18 protein-coding genes and 1 tRNA gene are annotated in these 20,481 nt (G+C 62.2%); 14 read left to right on the top strand and 5 right to left on the bottom strand.

What is annotated here, in order from left to right; translation table 11 throughout:
- Positions 1-23: 23 nt before the first annotated feature.
- Both E0501_RS21190 and E0501_RS17630 read right to left on the bottom strand, forming a co-directional pair.
- Positions 24-1,079 carry an SH3 domain-containing protein gene (locus tag E0501_RS21190; protein WP_161594656.1) on the bottom strand — a complete coding sequence of 352 codons (1,056 nt, stop codon included), beginning with the start codon at positions 1,077-1,079 and terminating at the stop codon, positions 24-26.
- Between the two features lie 154 nt (positions 1,080-1,233).
- Positions 1,234-1,881: a carbonic anhydrase gene (locus tag E0501_RS17630; RefSeq protein ID WP_137702709.1), complete on the bottom strand. Its 648-nt coding sequence runs from the start codon at positions 1,879-1,881 to the stop codon at positions 1,234-1,236.
- A gap of 153 nt (positions 1,882-2,034) precedes the next feature.
- Here E0501_RS17630 and E0501_RS17625 point away from each other — a divergent pair, with 153 nt between their 5' ends.
- The 6 genes from E0501_RS17625 (at position 2,035) to E0501_RS17600 (ending at position 8,640) form a co-directional block, all read left to right on the top strand.
- On the top strand, positions 2,035-2,418 hold the full coding sequence (locus tag E0501_RS17625) for a hypothetical protein (protein ID WP_137702708.1): 384 nt from the start codon (positions 2,035-2,037) through the stop codon (positions 2,416-2,418).
- Positions 2,419-2,495: 77 nt separating this feature from the next.
- Entirely contained in the window at positions 2,496-3,881 is a 1,386-nt protein-coding gene (locus tag E0501_RS17620) for a leucyl aminopeptidase family protein (protein ID WP_137702707.1), read from the top strand.
- A complete protein-coding gene (locus E0501_RS17615) occupies positions 3,878-4,714 on the top strand; it encodes a C40 family peptidase (protein WP_137702706.1) in 837 nt (278 codons plus the stop codon). Before E0501_RS17620 ends, E0501_RS17615 begins: the two co-directional genes overlap by 4 nt.
- Complete coding sequence (gene speB, locus E0501_RS17610; protein ID WP_137702705.1) at positions 4,711-5,673, top strand: agmatinase; 963 nt, start codon at positions 4,711-4,713, stop codon at positions 5,671-5,673. The genes E0501_RS17615 and speB overlap by 4 nt, the downstream gene beginning before the upstream one ends.
- Positions 5,674-5,836: 163 nt before the next feature.
- The gene (locus E0501_RS17605) at positions 5,837-7,882 is read left to right on the top strand and encodes an NADH:flavin oxidoreductase (RefSeq protein WP_137702704.1); all 2,046 of its coding nucleotides are present in this window, start codon (positions 5,837-5,839) and stop codon (positions 7,880-7,882) included.
- On the top strand, positions 7,882-8,640 hold the full coding sequence (locus E0501_RS17600; RefSeq protein WP_137702703.1) for an NAD(P)-binding domain-containing protein: 759 nt from the start codon (positions 7,882-7,884) through the stop codon (positions 8,638-8,640). The genes E0501_RS17605 and E0501_RS17600 overlap by 1 nt, the downstream gene beginning before the upstream one ends.
- Positions 8,641-8,645: 5 nt before the next feature.
- Here the strand turns inward: E0501_RS17600 and E0501_RS17595 are convergent, their stop codons facing one another.
- Positions 8,646-9,332 carry an ArsR/SmtB family transcription factor gene (locus tag E0501_RS17595; protein WP_137702702.1) on the bottom strand — a complete coding sequence of 229 codons (687 nt, stop codon included), beginning with the start codon at positions 9,330-9,332 and terminating at the stop codon, positions 8,646-8,648.
- A gap of 135 nt (positions 9,333-9,467) precedes the next feature.
- Between E0501_RS17595 and E0501_RS17590 the strand changes: the two genes are divergently transcribed.
- From E0501_RS17590 to E0501_RS17560, 7 genes are all read left to right on the top strand, one after another.
- Positions 9,468-9,791: an NIPSNAP family protein gene (locus tag E0501_RS17590; protein WP_137702701.1), complete on the top strand. Its 324-nt coding sequence runs from the start codon at positions 9,468-9,470 to the stop codon at positions 9,789-9,791.
- Positions 9,788-10,138: an antibiotic biosynthesis monooxygenase family protein gene (locus tag E0501_RS17585; RefSeq protein WP_137702700.1), complete on the top strand. Its 351-nt coding sequence runs from the start codon at positions 9,788-9,790 to the stop codon at positions 10,136-10,138. The genes E0501_RS17590 and E0501_RS17585 overlap by 4 nt, the downstream gene beginning before the upstream one ends.
- A gap of 71 nt (positions 10,139-10,209) precedes the next feature.
- Positions 10,210-10,286 (top strand) — tRNA-Pro (locus E0501_RS17580).
- A gap of 257 nt (positions 10,287-10,543) precedes the next feature.
- Positions 10,544-13,603, top strand: a complete 3,060-nt coding sequence (locus E0501_RS17575) for a glycosyltransferase (RefSeq protein ID WP_161594655.1) — start codon at positions 10,544-10,546, stop codon at positions 13,601-13,603.
- Positions 13,604-13,659: 56 nt separating this feature from the next.
- A complete protein-coding gene (locus E0501_RS17570; protein ID WP_137702698.1) occupies positions 13,660-14,367 on the top strand; it encodes a sulfotransferase family 2 domain-containing protein in 708 nt (235 codons plus the stop codon).
- 88 nt (positions 14,368-14,455) lie between these two features.
- Entirely contained in the window at positions 14,456-15,397 is a 942-nt protein-coding gene (locus E0501_RS17565) for a beta-1,6-N-acetylglucosaminyltransferase (RefSeq protein ID WP_137702697.1), read from the top strand.
- Positions 15,394-16,098, top strand: a complete 705-nt coding sequence (locus E0501_RS17560) for a sulfotransferase family protein (protein WP_161594654.1) — start codon at positions 15,394-15,396, stop codon at positions 16,096-16,098. Before E0501_RS17565 ends, E0501_RS17560 begins: the two co-directional genes overlap by 4 nt.
- A 405-nt stretch (positions 16,099-16,503) precedes the next feature.
- Here the strand turns inward: E0501_RS17560 and E0501_RS17555 are convergent, their stop codons facing one another.
- The gene (locus E0501_RS17555; RefSeq protein WP_137702695.1) at positions 16,504-17,490 is read right to left on the bottom strand and encodes a DUF2793 domain-containing protein; all 987 of its coding nucleotides are present in this window, start codon (positions 17,488-17,490) and stop codon (positions 16,504-16,506) included.
- 211 nt (positions 17,491-17,701) lie between these two features.
- Here E0501_RS17555 and E0501_RS17550 point away from each other — a divergent pair, with 211 nt between their 5' ends.
- On the top strand, positions 17,702-19,132 hold the full coding sequence (locus E0501_RS17550; protein WP_137702873.1) for a mannose-1-phosphate guanylyltransferase/mannose-6-phosphate isomerase: 1,431 nt from the start codon (positions 17,702-17,704) through the stop codon (positions 19,130-19,132).
- 5 nt (positions 19,133-19,137) lie between these two features.
- Here E0501_RS17550 and E0501_RS17545 read toward each other — a convergent pair whose 3' ends face one another.
- On the bottom strand, positions 19,138-20,478 hold the full coding sequence (locus E0501_RS17545; protein ID WP_161594653.1) for a sensor histidine kinase: 1,341 nt from the start codon (positions 20,476-20,478) through the stop codon (positions 19,138-19,140).
- Positions 20,479-20,481: the final 3 nt, after the last annotated feature.

Raw genomic sequence — 20,481 nt, 5'->3', positions numbered from 1 at the left:
GGTTTTCCGGCGCGGCGGCGCCATCATTCGATCCCGATGATGATGTTGTACTCGGCGGGCGCGTTGCCGCGGTTGATCACCTCGATCGCGTGATCGCCCGATTGCCAGAGCTGGCCGCGGTATTCCTGCGCCGGGTCCATGGCCTCGAGCAGGAAGCTGCGGTCGGGGTTGAAGATCTGGTAGGAGAGCCCCGGGCCACGCGCGGCGACGCGCACGTAGAGGAACTGGTTCTTGCCGGCCCCGATCAGGTAGCGGCGCGATTCGCCGGGCGCCAGCGCGCCGGTAAGCTCGGTCCCGGTGGTGCCAGCGGCGAAGCGGACGCGCACATCCGAAGAGCCGCCGGCCTGGCCTGCGGTGTGATGCTGGGTTTGCGCCGGCGCGCTGGCCTGGGCGCTGCCCTCGACCAGGAAGTCACCGGCAACCCAGCCTTCCGATCCCGGGTCGGCCAGGGTGGCGACGCGACACCAGCGGCGGCCTTCGGCCATGCGGCAGCCGAGATTGCGCAGGTTGGTGCCATTGGCCACCTGCGTGACCACGCCCGAGCCCGACGAAGGTGCCGCGCGCATGTTGAGGCCTCCGCCCGACGTGTTCACGCGCCAGTAATCGGGGCCGCCCTGAAGCCCGTCGGCGTAATCGGATTGCACGGTCGCGCCTGTGGCGCCGGTGATCGAGACGTCGAGCGTGTAATCGGACACCTCGTTCCGGCGCGCGGCCGAGCGCATCATGTAGACCGAGATCGTGTATTCGCCGGACGTGGGCAGCGTGCCTTCGTAGCGGTTGAGCACGGGCGTCATCGACCCGTTGGCAAGCGCCTGGTCGCCCGGGCCGCTGCCGGGGGCGTAGACGTTGAAATAGGTGGCGAGGTTGCTGGGGGCGAGCGAAACGCTCAGCGTCTGACCGGCCTCGGCGCCGAGCTTGTAGGAGACGGATTCATAACCGGTGATCCGATCCTTGATGCTGGTCCCGGACGCGCCGGCGGCAAAGCGCACGGTTTCGGTGCGGATTTCGTCCTGCGCCAGAGCGGGACTGGCTATGGCCAACATGGACAGGGCGGTGAGGGTATGTATCAGGGTTCTCATTGCGCAGTACTCCTTTGCGTATGTGAATTACCAGTCCCCTGAGAAAATCCTAGGAGGTCGACCCGATTCATGCAACTTCGGAAAACCGACGCCTTGACGCTGCGCGCAGCGCGGGCGTTCGTTTGGCGCGGAAATAAATTTAGAGAGTTCGTTCTCAGACCGGCTGGAAGGTCTTCTGATCGGGCAGGTATTGTTCAACCGTGCCTTCTCCGATGTCATTCCACAGGCCGTGAATGGACAGCCGGCCGCTTTCGACCTCGGATTTGACGAAAGGGAAGGTCATCAGGTTTTCGAGCGAGACCAGCACCGCCTGCTTTTCCAGCGCGCGGGCGCGTTCGGCCTCGGGCGAGGATTTCACCCGCTCGTAGCCCGGGCGCAGGATGTCCATCCAGCGGCCGACGAAGCTGGATTTCTCTTCCAGCTCGGGCGCGTTGCCCGAGCACATGTCGAGGCAGCCCTGCACGCCTCCGCAGTTGGAATGGCCCATGACGATGACATGGGCGACCTTGAGCGCGGTAACCGCGTATTCGACCGCCGCCGAGGTGCCGTGCTGGAGCCCGTCGGGTTTGTGCGGCGGCACCAGGTTGGCAATGTTGCGGTGAATGAAGAACTCGCCCTGGTCGGCACCGAAGATCGAGGTGACATGTACCCGGGAATCGCAGCACGAGATGATCATCGCGCGCGGATGCTGACCTTCGTCGGCGAGGCGACGATACCAGGCCTCGTTGTCCTTGTAGGTCGTCGCTTTCCAGCCGTGATAACGCTGGATCAGGTAGGACGGCAGCGGCTTGGCGTTTTGCAAATTGTCCCTCTTCGGTCTGGGCCGGTTTTCGGGATTGAATACCGGGTATTCGCCAAGAATTCGAGAGAAAACGCGCGCTCGGATAAACCTTTTGGGAAGGGCGCGGGGTGATAGTCCCGACACGCCGTGGGGGCGTGAAGCAATGAGGGTGAGATGTTGGAAGAGGTTGCCGTTCTGGCCCAGAACGAAGCGGTTGAGGTGGATGCCGGCAAGCTGGAAGACCTGTACCGGCAGTTGGGTGATTCCGCGGCCGAGGATGTCGTCTGCCGCGCGATGGAGGAGTTGGCCATCAGGCTTGCGCATACCGAGAAACTGTATCGTCAGCACCGGCGCGAAGAGATGCGCAAGAGTGCGCGGTCGATCGGGGCGATCGCCGAACAGGTGGGCATGCAGTTGCTGGCTGATGTCGCGCGCGACGTGATCGCCTGCCTGGATCATTGCGACGACATCGCGCTGGCCGCCGTTCTGGCGCGGCTGGTGCGGATCGGGGAACGCTCGCTGACGGAGATCTGGGATTTGCAGGATCTTTCGATCTGAGCCGCGTTGCAGGCTTGCAGGCGGCGCGGAAGGGGCTAGGCTGACGGCGGAACACCCAGCCAAGGAGAGCCGCCCGGATGCCGATGAGTTTTGCCCAAGCGAGCGCGGATGCCATTCCGCTTTACCTGGTTGAAAGCAGCGCGCTGGAGGAATGGATCGCCGATCAGCCGGAACGCGTGGCGGCCTGGGTGCGCGCCGCCGGTTTCGAGGCCAAGCTGGGTGAGGCGCTGATCCTGCCGAACGAGGCCGGAGGCATCGGCGCGGCGCTGGCGGGCTATGGCGATGCGGCGGCGCGGGCGCGCGGGCGGTTTCACCTGGCAGGCGCCGCGGCGAAGCTGCCCGAGGGGCGCTATCGCCTTGAGGCCGACCTGGATGAGGACACACTGAGCGCCGAGGCGCTGGGTTGGCTTCTGGGCACCTACACGTTCGACCGCTATGCCAAGGGCAACGGCATCAAGGCGCGGCTTGTGGCGCCCGAAGGCGTGGATGCGGGCCGGATCGAGACCATCGCCGAGGGCGAGGCCCTGACCCGCGACCTGATCAACACGCCGGCCAGCGATATGGGGCCGGTGGCGCTGGAAGCGGCCTGTGTTGACCTGGCGGGCAAGCATGGCGCGCAGATCGAGGTGATCCGGGGCGAGGCCCTGCTGGAACAGAATTTCCCGATGATCCACGCGGTGGGCCGCGCCAGTGACCAGGCGCCGCGATTGATCGACATGCGCTGGGGCGATGCGGGGCCGAAGCTGACCCTTGTCGGCAAGGGCGTGTGTTTCGACACCGGGGGGCTGAACCTGAAGCCGGGCGCGTCGATGGGGCTGATGAAGAAGGACATGGGCGGCGCGGCCACGGTGATGGGGCTGGCGCAGATGATCATGGCGCAGGCGCTGCCGGTGCAGCTGCGCGTGCTGATCCCGGCGGTGGAAAATTCGGTGAGTGGCAACGCATTTCGCCCCGGCGATATCCTGACCAGCCGCAAGGGGTTGACGGTTGAGATCAACAACACCGATGCCGAGGGGCGGCTGGTGCTGGCCGACGCGCTGACGCTGGGCGCCGAGGAGGCGCCGGACCTGATGATTTCCATGGCGACGCTGACAGGCGCGGCGCGGGTGGCCGTGGGGCCCGACCTGTCGCCCTACTACAGTGATGACGCCGGTGTGGTTGCCGCGCTCGAGGCCGGCGCGGCCAAGGTGGCCGACCCGATCTGGCGGATGCCGTTCTGGGCGCCCTATGAAAAGATGATCGAACCCGGGATCGCCGATCTGGACAACGCGCCCAAGGGCGGTTTTGCAGGGTCGATCACCGCGGCGCTGTTCCTGCGCCGCTTTGCCGGCGACACCACGCGCTATACCCATTTCGACATCTATGGCTGGAACCCGACGGCGGCCCCCGGCCGGCCCAAGGGCGGCGTCGGCATGGGCGCGCGCGCGCTGTTCGAGGCGCTGCCGCAGGCGCTGGATCTGTGAGCGACCGCCGCCTCACCCCGGCCAATGGCCGCGTGGCCGCGGCGCATTTGCGCGGGCGGGTCGAGGCCGCGCAGTATGTTAGGGGTGAGGCGCGACAGGTGGACGTGCCAGTGGCCGACCTGCTGGACGCCCCCGGCGGACGCAGGGAACGGCAGCTGGTGGCGGGCGCGGACGTGACGGTTTACGAGACGCGGCAGGGCTGGGCCTTTGTGCAGGCCGCGGCGGATGGATATGTGGGCTATCTGCCAGACGCGGCGCTGCGCGCGCCCGAGGCGGTGACCCACCGCGTTGCCGTGCGCAGCACGCATCTTTACCCCAAGCCCGATTTCAAGACGCACGAGACAGGCACGCTGAGCCTTGGCAGCCGGCTGCAGGTGGTGGGCGAGTTCGGCCGGTTCCTGGAAACCACGCGGGGTTTCGTGCCCAAGGTGCACCTGGCGCCGGTGGACCGGCGCGAAACCGATCCGGTGGACGTGGCCGAGCGCTTCCTGGGCACGCCCTATCTGTGGGGCGGCAATTCGGGCTTTGGCATCGATTGTTCGGGGCTGGTGCAGGTGGCCTGCCTGGCCTGCGGTATCGCCTGCCCCGGGGACAGCGACATGCAGGAGGCCGGACTGGGCCGGACGCTTGCCCCCGACGCACCCTTACAACGCGGCGACCTGCTCTTCTGGAAGGGGCATGTGGCCTGGGTTGTCGATCACGTGATGATCCTGCACGCCAATGCCCATCACATGGCGGTGGCTTTTGAGGGGCTGGAGGAGGCCATTGCGCGGATCGCGGCGCAGGGCGACGGGCCGGTCACCGCGCGCAAACGATTGGAGGATTGGCCATGAGCGACGCGTTTTTTCACCCGGTGAGCGGGTTCGACCTGCCCCGCTTTGCCGGTGTGCCGGCGTTCATGCGGCTGCCCTATGTGCCGCCCGGTCACGAAAGGTTTTCCGAGGTGGACATCGGCCTGATCGGCGTGCCGTGGGATTCGGGCACGACCAATCGCCCCGGTCCGCGCCACGGACCGCGGCAACTGCGCGATGCCTCGACCATGATCCGGGCCGAGCACCCGGTGAGCGGCGTGCGCCCCTTCGAGGCGATGAACTGCGCCGATCTGGGTGACGTGGGTCCGAACCCGGCCGACATCGCCGATTCGATGGAGCGGATCACGGAATTCTACGCGCGGGTCATCGGCGCGGGCATCCGGCCGCTGACGGCCGGGGGCGATCACCTGTCATCGCTGCCGATCCTGCGCGCCGTGGCGGCGGGTGGCCCCGTGGGCATGGTGCATTTCGACAGCCATACCGACCTTTACCATTCGTATTTCGGCGGCACGATGTACACCCATGGCACACCGTTCCGCCGCGCGGTCGAGGAAGGCCTGCTGGATCCGAAACGTGTGGTGCAGATTGGCATCCGTGGCACGCAATATGACAGCGAGGACCGCGATTTCGCCCGATCAGAGGGTATCCGCATCATCCCGATCGAAGAGTTCCATGCCCGCGGACCCGAGGACGTGATGGCCGAGGCGCGCGACATCGTGGGAGACTTGGACACCTATGTTTCCTACGACATCGATTTCGTAGATCCCACCTTTGCCCCCGGCACCGGCACACCCGAGGTCGGCGGCCCCAACTCCTACCAGGCGCTGCAGGTGGTGCGCGGGCTTGAGGGTGTCCGGATCGTCGGCGCCGACATGGTCGAGGTGTCGCCCCCGTTCGACCCGTCGGGTGGCACAGCCTTCCTGGGCGTGTCGATCATGTTCGAACTGCTCTGCCAGATGGTGACGGGGGCGCCAGATTGATACCGCGCCCGCCCGGCGGAACGCCCACCCACCCGCCCCGTTCCGCCGGGCGACGCGCGTATGCGCGGCGCAAAACCTGATATGTCGCAATCGGGCTGACATTTGCCGGACGCCGAGGTTAGGCTCACCACAGTCCAGACCATCAGCCGGGAGCCCTGTGCCCATGTCGACCGATCCCCTGTTGCAGCCCTACCGGCTCAAGCACCTCACGCTGAGAAACCGGATCATGACCACCGCGCACGAGCCGGCCTATCCGGAAGAGGGCATGCCCAAGGACCGTTACAGGGCTTATCACGAGGCAAGGGCGAAGGGCGGTGTCGCGCTTGCGCTGACCGCCGGGTCCGCGGCGGTGTCGAAGGATAGCCCGCCGGCCTTCAACAATGTTCTCGCCTACAAGGACGAGGTCGTACCCTGGATCCGGCGCCTGACCGATGCGCTGCGCGAACACGGCTGCGCGGCGATGATCCAGCTGACCCATCTTGGCCGGAGAACGGGCTGGGACAAGGGCGACTGGCTGCCTTCGGTCAGCTCGACCCATGACCGCGAACCGGCGCACCGGTCCTTTCCGAAGCGCGCCGAGCCGTGGGATATCGAGCGCATCATCGGCGATTTCGCCGATGCGGCCGAGCGGATGAAAGCGGGCGGCATGGACGGGGTCGAGATCATTGCCCACGGGCACCTGCTGGACCAGTTCATGTCACCACTGACCAACCGGCTGGAGGGGCCTTATGGTGGCGAAGCGCTGGAAGACAGGTTGCGGCTGACCCTGGACGTCCTGGGCAAAGTACGGGAGCGGGTTGGCGACGAGTTTGTCCTGGGGATCAGGATGGGCGCGGACGAGGCCGAGGCGGGCGGGATCACGCCTGAGGAGGGACTGGAGATCGCCAGGGTGCTGAAAGCGAGCGGGCTGGTGGACTATTTCAACGTCAACCGGGGCCGCATCCATACCGACCCGGCGATGACCGACATGATCCCGGTGCAGGGGATGCGCAGCGCGCCGCATCTTGACCTGGCCGGCGCGGTGCGTGCGGAAACCGGCATGCCGGTGTTTCATGCCGCGCGCATCCCCGACGTCGCGACGGCGCGGCATGCGGTGGCGAACGGATTGGTGGACATGGTTGGCATGACGAGGGCCCACATGGCGGACCCGCTGATCGTGCAGAAGATCAAGGAGGGGCGCGAGGATGATATCCGGCCCTGTGTCGGCGCGACCTATTGCCTGGATAGGATCTATGGCGCGGGTGAGGCGCTTTGCATTCATAACCCGGTCACCGGGCGTGAGTTGAGCCTGCCGCATGAGATCACGCCCGCCGGCGCGCAGAAGCGCGTGGTGATCGTGGGCGCCGGCCCCGGAGGACTGGAAGCCGCGCGGGTGGCGGCAGAGCGCGGCCATCGCGTGACGGTCTTCGAGGCCCAGCCCGATCCGGGTGGCCAGGTGCGATTGACGGCGCAGAATGCCCGGCGGCGCGAGATGATCGGCATCATCGACTGGCGCATGGCGCAATGTGCCGCGCGGGATGTGGAGTTCCGTTTCAACAGCTGGGCCGAGGCGGCGGACGTGACCGCGCTGAGCCCCGATGTGGTGATCGTCGCGACGGGCGGCCTGCCGAACCTGACGTTGCACGAGCAGAAGGGAGAGGCCGAGCATGTGGTCAGCGCCTGGGATCTGATCGCTGGCGATGTGACGCCGGGGGAAAACGTACTGATTTATGACGAAGCGGGCGATCATCCGGCGCTGATGGCGGCGGAGGTGGTGGCCGAGGCAGGCGCCAGGGCCGAGGTGATGACGCCCGACCGGACTTTCGCCCCGGCGATCATGGGCATGAACCTGGTGCCCTACATGCGCGCGCTGCAGGGGCGTGACGTGACATTCACGGTGACCCGGCGCCTGATCGCGGTGGAGCGCGATGGCAACCGTTTGCGGGCGCGGATCGGCACGGATTACTCGGACCTGGTCGAGGACCGGTACTATAACCAGGTCGTGGTCAACTATGGCACGATGCCGCTGGACGATCTCTATTTCGATCTGCTGCCGATTAGCCGCAACCTGGGCGAGGTGGACTACGAGGCGCTGATCGCCGGACGGCCGCAAAAGGTGGAGCGCAACCCGGACGGTGCATTCATGCTTTACCGGATCGGTGATGCGGTGAGCGCCCGCAATACCCATGCGGCAATCCATGATGCGCTGCGGCTGATGAAGGACATCTGATGCGGATCGGGGTGATCGGCACGGGCGCCATCGCCGCTGCGGTGGTCGAGGGGATCGCGGGCGACGGGCATGACATCATCGTCTCGGAGCGTTCGCGCGATGTGTCGGCGCGGCTGGCCGATACGTTCGCCAATGTGCGGGTGGGCACGAATGCAGCGGTGATCGAGGACAGCGACGTGGTTTTCGTCGCGCTGATGGCCGAGGTGGCGGAAGAGGTGTTGCGCCAGCTTCCATTCCGCAGGGGGCAGCGGGTTGTTTCGTTCATGGCCGGGGTTTCGCGGCAGTCCCTGGCGGATATGGTCGCCCCGGCGCGGGCCGAGGCGGTGGTGATCCCCTTCCCAGCGATCGCACATGGTGGTTCACCGGTTTTGTGCTGCCCGGGTTCGGCCTTGGTAGAGACTGTATTCGGCGTTGCGAACGAGGTGATCGTACTGGAGCAAGAGGCGGACCTGGCGGCGTTCATGGCAGTGCAGGCGATGTTGTCGCCAGTGGTGAAGATGCTGGCCGAAGGCGCCGAATGGACCGCGGCACGCACCGGTGACAGGGCCGGGGCCGAGCGGTTTCTGCGGCTTCTGATTGGCGGCGGCCTGATGGCCGAGCCGATCGGAAGCGAGGGTGTCCTGGATGGAATGCTGGCCGCGCTCAACACACCGGGAGGATTGAACGCCGAACTGCGCGAGCATTTGGGCGAAGCGGGGTGCTATGAGGCGCTGCGCGCCGGGCTGGACCGGCTGGTGCGGCGCCTGGGCGAGGTTTGAGCCGATCAGTTTGCCAGGGGGAAATGGGTTTCGAACCCGGCCCGTCCGTCATCTGAAAACGATATCACCCGGCTGTTCTGTAGGCGCTGCGCCCAGCGCCGGGCCTGAAGGTTTGCGAGGATCGCCGCGCCGAGACTGCCCGCCAGGTGGGTGCGCCGCTCGCTCCAGTCGAGGCAGGTGCGGCAGAGCGGCCGACGAGCGGATTCGAGCGGGGCGAGATCGATGCCGAAGGCGGTGGCCCAGGCGCGCCCCGGACCGGTGAGGGAGACCCCCGTGCCTCCGAGTTCGAGCAGGCCACGCCCCAGCAGACTGTCGAAGATGCGTACGCCTGCAGTGCCGGCCATGTGATCGTAGCAGACACGCGCCGCACGCAGATCGGGATCACGCGGGCCAATGCGGCTGCGCAGGTGCCCGCGCTCGGCCGCCAGGCCCATCAACGTCTCGAGCGCGTGGGCCACTTCGTCCCCGGCGAGGGTGAAGTAGCGGTGCCGGCCCTGTTTGCGCGGGAGGATCAGGCCCGACTCTTCCAGTTTGCGCAGGTGGCCCGAAGCCGTCGCCGGGGTAATCCCGGCCTCGTAGGCAAGCTCGCCTGCGGTCAGGGCCTTGCCGCTCATCAGCGCGGTCAGGATGTTGGCGCGCGCCGGATCGCCCAGCATGGCGCCGATGCGGGATATGTCAGGGCCTTCTTTCATGGTGCGATGCTGCGGCCCCATGGCAGCGGCGGTCAATCTCGGATGCTTCGGCCCCGGCCGAAACATCCGCGCGGATCTTTGTGGCAGACCGGCAGGCGTAGGTGCCGCGCAGGCGCATCACCCGAGGAGGCCCCCATGATCACCTGTTTCATCCGCTATCACATCGAGCCCACACAGAAGGCCGACTTCGAAACCTATGCCCGCAACTGGGGAGAGGCGATCCCGCGGTGCGGGGCTGACCTGATCGGATATTTCGCGCCGCACGAAGGTTCGCCCACATTGGCCTATGGGGTCTATTCGCTGCCGTCGCTGGCCGAGTACGAGGCCTATCGCGCGCGGTTGGCCGCCGATCCGCTGGGCCGCGAGAATTTCGCCTTCGCCCAGGAGAGGAAGTTCATCTTGCGCGAGGACCGGACATTCCTGAAACTGGCGTCGGCACAGGTGGGAGAGATGACATGATTGCCGTGATTTTCGAGGTTTGGCCGGCTGAGGGCCAGAAACCGGGCTATCTTGAGATAGCAGCCGCGCTGCGCACCGAGTTGGAGGGGCATGACGGGTTCATCTCGGTCGAGCGGTTCGAGAGCATCACGACGCCCGGAAAGATGCTTTCGCTTTCGTTTTTCCGCGACGAGGAAAGCCTGGCCGCCTGGCGCAACCGGGTACCCCATCGCCAGGCGCAGAGCGCAGGGCGCGGCGGCATGTTCGCCGATTACCGCCTGCGCGTGGCCCATGTGCTGCGCGACTATGGCATGGACGACCGGGCCGAAGCACCAGAGGACAGCCGCGCCGCCCACGACGCGGAATGAAAAAGCCCGATCACAGTGCATTGGCGCCCTTGCCAAAGGGGGATTCGTTCGGTAATGCGCTGCTTCACGGTCGGAGTGTAGCTCAGCCTGGTAGAGCACTGTCTTCGGGAGGCAGGGGCCGGAGGTTCGAATCCTCTCACTCCGACCAATTTCACGGCACAGATATGGACATTGCGCACCGCAGGGTGGTGACGTGAGAGGCGTGCCGGGTTCTCATCCGGAAATTGCATTGCGGCGCGCGCTGCGATACTTGAACCGAAGGTTGGGTTCAAAAGGAGCTTCCGAATGAAATCTTCGGCGATCAGTGGTCTCAGTGGACTTTTTTTGTTGAACGGTGAGCTATTCGCGAAGGTTGATCCGTCTCTGTTGGAGAATCCTCTGGAGCTTGTTACCGGGACGGCATCCTTGTCCTTCGAACCGGTGGGTGAAGCGCCATTTGGCGCGGAAACCTATCTTGACCTGTCCGACCTCGCCGACGCCTCGAGTTGGGCGTTGTCCGAGGAGGCCGACGGTGAGCCTTATTCCCTTTTTCTGAATGAACTGAGTGACTGGGCGTTGCCGGGCTACCAGACGGTTCAACTGATGATCCGCGAACCGGAAAGTCATCAGGAGATCGCCTTTGAGAAGGCGATTGCGTGCGATGCCTCGGACGAACCGCTGTTTTTCTCGGCGAAGCTTGCATGTCACCGGGCCAGGGCGCTTCTGCACGTGACCTTTCACAATCCGTATAGCGACACCGAGAAGACCAAGACGGTGGCTTTCGATCCGTCCTGCAAGGGCGGGCATTACGTGGGGGACTACCAGATCGTCAGTGTGCCGGTTCCGCGCAGCATGGAACAGTGCGAAGTGAAACTGACGATTGAATATCAGGGCTATACGAACGACGGGAGCGACGGAGCGCCGTTCCTGTTCCTGTCCGACATCAAGGTGTCGGCGGCACGAGAAAAAGACCGCGTTTCGGTGGCTGAAACCCTTGTGCAAGGGGATATGGGCCAGCACGGCATCTGGGTGAGTGCGCCCCTTCCCGTGGGTGCGGCCCCCGGCGATGGACGGCTGAGCCTCGCGAGTGGGAATGACAAGATCGCCCTGCCCCTCAAAATGCATCCCGAGATCAGTCTTGTGGATGCGCATAACAACATTCTGGTCGTGCGCTCGACCGAGCCTCAGGACGTGGTGCTGTGTGTTGACGACACGATGGTGCTGCGGCACCGGATCGGTGATACCGACACCACCGTACGAATTCCGAGGGCTTTCCTGAATGGCATGACGCGGCATGTCAGCCTGAAGGACGCGACGGGTTCGATCATCCTGTTCGAAGCGATGCTGCCACTGCCGGCGATCTCGACGCCGGCGGATTTGATGCAGCGAGAAAGCACGGCGCCGTTTCCGTCCTCTTTGTTGCCGCAGACGCCGCACCGGTACGAGGCGCTCAAGCAATCGCTGGCCAATGCAGACAAATCCACCGACCTGGTTCAGTTGGCCTATGCCATGTCCGTGCTCGAGGGTGGTTACAAGAACGTGAAGCTGAAACCTCTGGCGTTTCCGAAGGTCGCAAAGCCGGATGTGTCGATTGTCATTCCGGCGCATAACAAGGTCGAGGTGACCTATCTGGCGCTGTGTTCTCTGCTGGTCGCGCACAATAACGCGAGTTTCGAGGTGATCGTGGTCGATGATGCCTCGACCGATGAAACCGCCCAGCTGGAAGATATCGTTTCCGGCATCACGGTGATCCACAATGCCGATGCGCAGCGTTTCATCCGAGCCTGCAATGCCGGCGCGGAAAAGGCCAAGGGCGACTATATTGTCCTTCTCAACAACGACGTCGAAGTGACGGCAGGTTGGCTGGACGAGTTGATCGCGGCGTTTTCGCGGTTCGACAAAGTCGGACTGGTCGGGGCGAAGCTGCTGTATCCCAATGGGCAATTGCAGGATGCCGGCGGTATTATCTGGGGATCGGGCAACCCGTGGAATTACGGCAACGGCCAGAACGCGATGGAGCCGAGATTCTCTTATGCGCGGCAGGCTGACTATCTGTCGGGGGCGGCGATGATGGTGCCCGCGAATGTCTGGAAAGAAGTGGGCGGGCTGTCGTCCTATCTGGAGCCGATGTATTTTGAGGACACCGATTTCGCGTTCAAGGTGCGGGACGCCGGTTACACGACCTGGTTCGTGCCTTCGTCGGTTGTCTATCACTACGAAGGCATGACTGCGGGCACCGACACCGCGTCGGGATACAAGAAATACCAGGAGCTGAACCGCCCGAAGTTCAAGCGCCATTGGGCCAAGGCCTATGCGGGGTTCGGCAAGCAGGGCGAGGCGCCGGACCTGGAGAAGGACCGCGGGATCGTGGGCCGGGTTCTGTTCGTCGATTATGCGACCCCGCGGCCGGATCAGGATGCGGGCTCCTATGCCGCGCTGCAGGAAATCAAGCTGGTTCAATCCCTGGGGTACAAGGTGTCGTTCATGCCGATGAACATGGCGCATCTGGGCCGGTACACCGAGGAACTGCAGAAGATCGGTGTCGAGATGATCTATGCGCCGTTCTATTCAAACCCGGCCGAGTATTTCGAAAGACACGGCCGCGAATTCGACGCGGTCTATATTACGCGCTACTACGTGGCAAAGGACATCCTGGGCCACCTGCGCAACCATGCCCCGCAAAGCAAGATCATCTTCAACAATGCCGATCTGCACTTCCTGCGCGAGATCCGCGCGGCCAGAGCCGAGAATGACGACGCCCGCCTGGAACGTGCCCGCCGCACCCGTGAAGAGGAGTTGCAGGTGATTGAAGAGGTCGATGTCGTTCTGTCCTACAACGAGGTCGAGCATTCGGTGATCCAGGCCTATACCGATGGCGATGCCAAGGTGATGAAATGCCCCTGGGTGGTGGATGTCGAAGCCGACATTCCCGGCTTCGACGATCGCAAGGGCATGTCCTTCCTCGGCAGTTACCTGCACCATCCGAACAAGGAAGGTATCATCTGGTTCGTCCGCGAGATCATGCCGCTGGTCGTCAGCAAGGCCGGAAAAATGCAGTTGTCGATCTACGGCTCGAAAATGGATGACGAGCTGCGGGCCCTGAAAAACGACCTGGTCGATCCAGTGGGTTTCGTCCAGGAGATATCGGATGCCTATAACAGCCACCGCGTGTTCATCGCGCCGTTGCGGTCGGGGGCGGGGATCAAGGGCAAGGTGCTGAGCGCGCTGGCCCACGGCATTCCCTGCGTACTATCGCCGACGGCGGCCGAGGGCATCGGGCTGCGATCGGGGCATGACTGTTTTATCGCCGAAACACCGGAAGACTGGGCCGAGGCCATCGCCAAGCTGGAAAAAGACAAGGCGGTTTGGGAGAAGATCTCGCGGAACGCGCAAAGCTATATGGCCGAAGCCTTTTCGTTCAAGCGGGGCCGGATGCAGATGAGAGAGGCCTTTGAAGCCGCCGACCTGTTTCAGTCTCTGGATTGAGCGCGCCGGATGTGACATTCCTTGACGCAGGCGCCGAACAAGCTTGGGGATGATGAATGCGCACAGTGGTCCTGCACTACCACCTGTTCAAGAACGCGGGCACCTCGATAGACCGAATTCTGCAGAAGAATTTCGGCGACAAATGGGTGACCCGCGAATTTGCCGCCAATGGCGGCGACAACAGCGCCGAGGTTGCCGAGTGGATCGCCTCGACCCCCGAGGCGATCGCCTATTCATCGCACACGATGCTGGGGCCGGTGCCCGAGGTCGCGGGAGTGGAGATCATCCCGGTTCTTCTTCTGCGCAACCCGATCGACCGGATCAAATCGGCCTACCGGTTCGAGCGCAAGCAGGAGGCGGACACCTGGGGCGCGCAACTGGCCAAAGAACATGACCTCGAGGGCTATGTCCGTGCGCGTCTGGCCCGGCCGGGCGACCGGCAATGCCGCAACTTCCAGACCGACCGCCTGGCCCGCATGTGTCCGGGGGACGGGCCGGAACTGGAGCGGGCATTGGGGGCGTTGGAGTTCCTGAAAACCCACGGTGTTTTGGGCAGGGTCGAAGCCTTTGATGATGCTATGCAGCGCCTCTCGAATTGCCTGAAGCACCGCTACCCCGACTTCAAATGGGAAAGTACACGCGCCAATGTGACGGAAAAAAGCAAGGCTCATAATGACGCCGTGGAGTTCGATGAAGAATTGGCGCGAAATAACAGCGAAGATTTGATCCTTTGGAATTCCTTGTCCCCAGAGATGTCGCGATGATCTGCGTCACACGGGAAAAACGCTTTGCTCGTAGCTGCAAAGCCTGGAAGTGCCCCGCTAGTTCGCATAGCGATGCTTGAAAGATTAAATGATTTATTATGCCATCCAATCTCACGGGTCCACCGAAACGCTTGAATACTTGCTGCGTTATCTGAGTCCGTCTCGTGAGCGGTTCGATGTTTCTCTCGATATGGCAGATCAGGAGGTTATAGATGCGAGCTCAAGATTCCGGAAATTGGTCGACAAAAAAATACGAGTTTCGGGTTGCGGTCCACTGTCCTGGGGAGGGGCAACTTTAACACGTGAGATGATAAACGCGCTAACAAGATCTTTGGAACACGATGATTGGCAGTGGTTCGTGAATCTTAGCGGCTCGTGTATGCCCCTGAGGCCGGTAGACAAAATATTTCGAATATTGGAAAACCGCAGGAGAAATAGCGGAAAAATAGCGTTTTGTACTGGGTTCCAGTCCAAGAAAGAGCCATTGAATATACCCTACAGGCCGTTTTCTCCGGAAAAGGTCACCTCGTATTTTCGTGTGAAGTTCATTTCGGATGCCGAGTTGTCCAACGAGATCAGTGAAGGGCGTCTGGATCCGGCCAGAAATGTAAATCACAGGCGTTCTTTGAAATATGTCGAGGTGGAGAAGAACGTATTTGAGCTGCATCGGATAAAGGAAAATAAAAAAGATCTCCGTTGGAAGCCTTGGTTCGGCCGCCAGTGGGTTGCACTCCATCGCGAGGTTGTCGAGAGGATAGTAAAATCTCCGGTTACGACCGAAGTGTTCAAGAATCTGGAAAACTCCTTCATCTCAGATGAAAGCTTTTTTCAAGAATTGCTGTTCTCGGATCGTTTATCCCTTTCGTCAGGAACCTCAAACGGAAACGTTCACTTTCAGGGCGGTGGATCGAAGCAGTTGGATGAAACGATGATTTCTCAAGCTTTGAAGACGAGGTCGCTTTTTGCAAGAAAAGTCACGCCAAACAGGGCGAAAAGTCTATATGATTTGGTTGAGGAGGCATGCAGATGACTCCGTCTGAATTGTTCCGCAGGAACCGAAACAGGTGGGATTACGCCACCTGGTTCAGCTTGGACAAAGGATTCTTTTATGTCGAGACTCCGAAAGTTGCATGCACAAAGATAAAGCTGACACTTCAGGAGATTTCCGGATTTCCGATTCCGAGAGACAAGCAGCAAATACACTACCGCAGAGAGGGACGTTTCGTCGGAAGCATCGTCGGGCACCTCGATACCTGTGATGAAATTTTGGCTAGCGGAATGGTGTACAGTTTTTCTTTTGTTAGAAATCCTGTCGATAGGCTGGTCTCGGCCTATAAAGACAAGATAGTCCGTTCTCGGGGACCATTCTGGGAGAAATACCGGATGCAAATTCGTAATATGCTTGAATTGGACGCGCTTCAGGATGTGCGTTTCGAGCATTTCCTGAATTGGGTAGAGGAAACTCCGGACAATATGCGCGACATTCATTGGAGATCGCAGTATAACTTACTAAAACCAGATATCATTTCGTATGACAAAATCGGCAAGCAAGAAAACTTTAACTCGGATTTTCTTGAAGTCATGAGTGCGATTGGCGTTCGAAATGCAGATGTATTGATTGACGGCCGGGAAAACGCAACGCATGAGATTTTGGATATGAATTTCAATGAATCAATTCGGCGGAGAATTCAATCTGTTTATGCAAAAGATTTCGAGTTTTTCAATTATTGACTTTGGGCGCTGTGAGCCGCTTTTCTTAGATTCTGGTGCGCTGCCATATGTGGGGAATCAGTTTCCGAAAAATTTTGAATTCGGATTGTAAAAGCAATCGGTGTGGTTTCTTCTCACCTCTTTTTGAGCCGATCTCGTCGGCATGAAAAGCCCAGAAACTGCCGGCTCTTGTGCCAGACTAGTTGCTGGGCTTTTCTCCTCTGCTAAGAAGTTCTATTTTGCCAGTTGATGATTTTGGGCAATTTCTTCTGCGATAATTTGTAGAAAGAGAATAGTGAAGGTCATCAGTCTTGGTTTTGTTCGCTCAGAAGTTTGAAAACATCTTCCGGGTTCATTGTCTTGGGAATTCTGACTCTGCCGAGGCCGGGGATCGTGACGGCTTCGTATTCGGTTTTTTTGCTCATTTCATTTCCCCAAAGTGGCCATCGTAAACAGGCGGTTAGTCCCAAGGCGGTTCTCGATGTACATGCGGCGGATGCCGTTGTCATTCTCGATCGAGAGGTTCACGGCGCCGTCGGTGCCTGTCGTGCCCGTGAGGGGACCATTGTAAAAGTTCAGCTTGCCCGGCGGGTTCATGAACATCTCTGCGAAATTCTGGGCGCCGCCCATCGAGCCCGTGATGGAAAACAGGAAATGGTGCCCGGTGATGTTCACCGCCAGCCACATCAGGATGCGCGCCGGGTTGGACCAGGGAATTTCGAAGGCATAGGCACTGTCATCCAGAATGAAGACATCATTGAAATAGGTCTGACCCGAAGGCGTGCGCAGGGCGCCGTTATCGGCGTCGATTGTGAGTGCTTCCCGCCAGGTGGTTCCGTCCATGCTAACCTTGATGGCGAAATCATCGGAGCCGGTCGTGCCCATTTCCGCCCGACCCGACCACCCGGTCTCGAACAGCAGGCTGGCGGTATCGGTCGCGGCGGCCTTGTTGACCTTGAGCTGGTGGCCGGCGCCTTCGTTGGTCAGGAGCGTGGCCGGGGAGGCCACGGCGAGGCGGTTCATGCTGTCGGCAGTGGTGTTTACGCCCAGTTCGGGCAGGTGCTGAAGCAAGGGTGCGGTGGAGCTCCAGGCACTGCCATCGAAGCGCAGTTGATCGCCGGTCACGACGACATCCGCACGCCAGCCGGATTTCGGCGCAACGAAGAACCACGCATCTCCGTCGCGCACGGCGATCTCATTGTCGTGGCCTGCCCATTCGCCGGTTGCGCCTGAGGCGATCACGTACCGTTGCCCGGTTTCCGCAATGGCCGGCGGCGTTGTGGCGGGCGGGGTTTCGACACTGAGCTGGACGACGGCATCGAGCAGGCGCAGAGCCTCGTTGCGCGTCACGTGCTTTTGTGCCTGAGAGGGCATGATATAGGGTAGGCCGAAGGCAGGCGATGTATCGGTCATGGAACATCCTTCATGGTTTACACCTTGTTTCGGTGAAGGATTGTCACGAAAGATTAACGAGTTTCGACCAGACCGGCCGCTCTCGCGCTCGGATGGTTTGCAAGGCGGCCACGGGCCTGCGCCGACTCGCGTTGAATGGGTTTCCCTGTCCTGTGGTTCTGGTATTAGATGAAAACAGACGCATCCCGATCGTAGAGAGTGTATTTTCATGATGCAGGTCATTCCTGTTCTGCTTGCCGGCGGGTCCGGCACCCGTCTTTGGCCATTGTCGCGCAAGGCGTTTCCCAAGCAGTTTGCGCCCTTGGTGGATCAGACCAGCCTGTTCCGGGCGTCAGTGCGGCGCCTGACGGGGCCGCAATTCGGTGCGCCGCTGGTAATCACAGGGTCCGATTTCAGGTTCATCGTTACCGAGCAGTTGCAGGACGAAGGAATCGACGGTGCGACCGTTCTGATTGAGCCCGAGGGGCGCAACACGGCGCCGGCCGTTCTAGCCGCCGCAATCTGGCTGGAGCGTACGGCACCGGATGCGATGATGCTGGTCGCACCGTCCGATCACAGCATCCCCGATGCAGGCGCCTTTGGCCGCGCGGTTGATATCGGCCGCGCGGCGGCGGCAGATGGGCAACTGGTGACCTTCGGAATCACGCCGACCCGGCCCGAGACGGGTTATGGCTATCTCGAATTGGCGGAGGCGGCAGGCGGTGGTGTCGCCCCTCTGCAGCGGTTTGTCGAGAAGCCCGATCTGGCCACGGCGCAGAGACTAATGGAAAGCGGCAACCATCTGTGGAACGCGGGTATCTTCCTGTTCACGGTCACCGCGATCCTGCAAGCCTATGCCAAGCACGCGCCGGGAATGATCGACGCTGTGCGCCAGGCCGTCGAAAAGGCCGAGAGCGATCTGAGTTTTCAGAGGATCGACCCCGCAGCCTGGAGCCAGGTCGAGGATATCTCGATCGACTATGCGGTCATGGAAAAGGCCGACAACCTGGCCGTTGTGCCGTTTTCCGGGGGCTGGACCGATCTGGGCGACTGGGAATCGGTCAGCCGCGAAATGCAGCGCGATGGCGCGGGTAACAGCGTGACCGGTGGCGCAACGGTGCTGGATTGCGAGAACACGCTGCTGAGGGCCGAACAGGACGGTATGGCGGTTGTCGGCCTGGGCTTGAAGGACCTGGTTGTTGTGTCGACGCGGGATGCGGTTCTGGTAGCCGACAAGAGCCGGGCACAGGACGTGAAGAATGTCGTCGGGGTTCTGAAAGAGCAAGGCGCCCCGCAGGCGGCGGATTTTCAGTGGGACAGGCGGCCATGGGGCATGTTCGAGACGCTGGCGCGTGGCGACCGGTTCCAGGTCAAGCGGATCGTGGTCAAGCCGGGAGGTATCCTGAGCCTGCAAAGCCATCACCACCGGGCCGAACATTGGATCGTCGTACAGGGCACGGCGAAGGTCACGATCGACGAAGAGGTCAAGCTCGTGTCCGAAAACGAGTCCGTCTACGTGCCGCTGGGTTCGGTTCATCGGATGGAAAACCCGGGCAAGGTGCCGATGGTTCTGATCGAGGTTCAGACCGGCAGCTATCTGGGCGAAGACGACATCGTGCGGCTGGAAGACGTTTATGACCGCGGTCAGGGCGCCAAGGGCTGAACCCGTCAGGCGCGTCGCGGGAAGCGCAGCGTGACGCGCAAGCCGGGGTGATTGTCCGCCAGGGAAAGCTCGGCCTCGTGCAGGGAGGCGATAGCCGAGACGAGGGCAAGGCCGAGGCCGTTGCCGGAAGTGGTGCGGCTTCGCTCCAGCCGGTAGAGGCGGCGCAGCACATTGGCGCGTTCAGCTTCGGGGATGCCGGGGCCGGTATCGCCCACCGTCAGGTCTGCGGCAGGCCCGTCCGAAGTGACCGAGATTGTCAGCGTACCGCCGGCGGGCGCATGGCGCAGGGCGTTTTCAACAAGATTGGCGAGCGCCTGCCCCAGAAGGCCGGCATCACCGGTAATCATCACGGGGAGATCGGGAAGATCAAGCACGAGTTGATCGCCGCGTTCGTCTGCCGTGGGCGCGTAGAGTTCAGCGATCTGGCGGGCGGTGGCCACAAGATCGACCGGGCCAAATCGCGAGGCGGGTTCGCCACCTTCGATCTGGGCAATGTGGAGAAGCGCGCGAAAGACATCGGTGGCGCGTTCGGTTTCACCGCGCGCGCTGTTTGCCAGATCGCTGGCCGGGCCGTCCGCCGGCAGGTGGCTGCGCAGGTCGTCCAGAAGCACCGAGAGGCGCTGAAGGGGCGTGCGCAGATCGTGGGCGATGTCGGTGGTGACCTGGCGGAGCGCCTCGGTCGCGGTTTGCTGTTTGCCGGCCATGCGGTTGATGCCCTGGCCGATGCGCGAGATATCGTCGCCCGACCGGTCGCACGTGTCGTAACGCGCCGCAAGGTTGCCGCCTGCAATATCGTCGAGCGTGGCTTCGATTCTGGCAACACGCCGCGCGCTGCGGCGCGCGATCAGAACGCCGAGGCCCAGCGAGACAAGAATTGTGGGGCCCAGGCTGAAAGCCAGCAGTGACAGGAACGTATCGGTTAGCCGGGCGATGGGGGCGAGGCTTTCGGCGACGATCAGCACGCCGCCCGAGAGGCGCTCGATTTCGTGCAGATACCCCGCGTCTCCCAGCGGGCGCGACGCATCGAGGGCAGACAGGCGGACCTGGCCACCGGTTAGAACGGCGCGGGCATTGCCCGCGTAACGACCGTCATTGCCCAGAAAGGCATAGACGGTTTCCGCCGGATCGGTCACGCGGGCGCGGGCCGCGACAAGCGTGGCCAGCGCGCCCGGCGTGGCCGAGACATCGAAGGCGGCCAGTTCCTGCCTGAGATCGTTGTGTATGGCGCGGGCCGTGTCGCTGCGCATCTTCAGATACGCGGCACCGAGCGAGGTGAGCGTGAGCAGCGCAACGACGAGCACCAGCAAGAGCGCCTGCCGCACCGGGGTGGAGCGCCAGAGGCGCATGGT

The sequence above is a fragment of the Marimonas lutisalis genome (assembly GCF_005434965.1).
In the GTDB taxonomy this organism is placed as follows: Bacteria; Pseudomonadota; Alphaproteobacteria; order Rhodobacterales; family Rhodobacteraceae; genus Marimonas_A; species Marimonas_A lutisalis.
This window is presented reverse-complemented; position numbering and strand designations above follow the sequence as displayed.

Excerpts from the sequence above, each read along its gene's own strand:
- E0501_RS21190 (WP_161594656.1), bottom strand. The coding sequence starts at position 1,079 with ATGAGAACCCTGATACATACCCTCACCGCCCTGTCCATGTTGGCCATA.
- E0501_RS17625 (WP_137702708.1), top strand. The coding sequence starts at position 2,035 with ATGTTGGAAGAGGTTGCCGTTCTGGCCCAGAACGAAGCGGTTGAGGTG.
- E0501_RS17620 (WP_137702707.1), top strand. The coding sequence starts at position 2,496 with ATGCCGATGAGTTTTGCCCAAGCGAGCGCGGATGCCATTCCGCTTTAC.
- speB (WP_137702705.1), top strand. The coding sequence starts at position 4,711 with ATGAGCGACGCGTTTTTTCACCCGGTGAGCGGGTTCGACCTGCCCCGC.
- E0501_RS17605 (WP_137702704.1), top strand. The coding sequence starts at position 5,837 with ATGTCGACCGATCCCCTGTTGCAGCCCTACCGGCTCAAGCACCTCACG.
- E0501_RS17600 (WP_137702703.1), top strand. The coding sequence starts at position 7,882 with ATGCGGATCGGGGTGATCGGCACGGGCGCCATCGCCGCTGCGGTGGTC.
- E0501_RS17595 (WP_137702702.1), bottom strand. The coding sequence starts at position 9,332 with ATGAAAGAAGGCCCTGACATATCCCGCATCGGCGCCATGCTGGGCGAT.
- E0501_RS17590 (WP_137702701.1), top strand. The coding sequence starts at position 9,468 with ATGATCACCTGTTTCATCCGCTATCACATCGAGCCCACACAGAAGGCC.
- E0501_RS17585 (WP_137702700.1), top strand. The coding sequence starts at position 9,788 with ATGATTGCCGTGATTTTCGAGGTTTGGCCGGCTGAGGGCCAGAAACCG.
- E0501_RS17570 (WP_137702698.1), top strand. The coding sequence starts at position 13,660 with ATGCGCACAGTGGTCCTGCACTACCACCTGTTCAAGAACGCGGGCACC.
- E0501_RS17565 (WP_137702697.1), top strand. The coding sequence starts at position 14,456 with ATGATTTATTATGCCATCCAATCTCACGGGTCCACCGAAACGCTTGAA.
- E0501_RS17560 (WP_161594654.1), top strand. The coding sequence starts at position 15,394 with ATGACTCCGTCTGAATTGTTCCGCAGGAACCGAAACAGGTGGGATTAC.
- E0501_RS17555 (WP_137702695.1), bottom strand. The coding sequence starts at position 17,490 with ATGACCGATACATCGCCTGCCTTCGGCCTACCCTATATCATGCCCTCT.
- E0501_RS17550 (WP_137702873.1), top strand. The coding sequence starts at position 17,702 with ATGCAGGTCATTCCTGTTCTGCTTGCCGGCGGGTCCGGCACCCGTCTT.
- E0501_RS17545 (WP_161594653.1), bottom strand. The coding sequence starts at position 20,478 with ATGCGCCTCTGGCGCTCCACCCCGGTGCGGCAGGCGCTCTTGCTGGTG.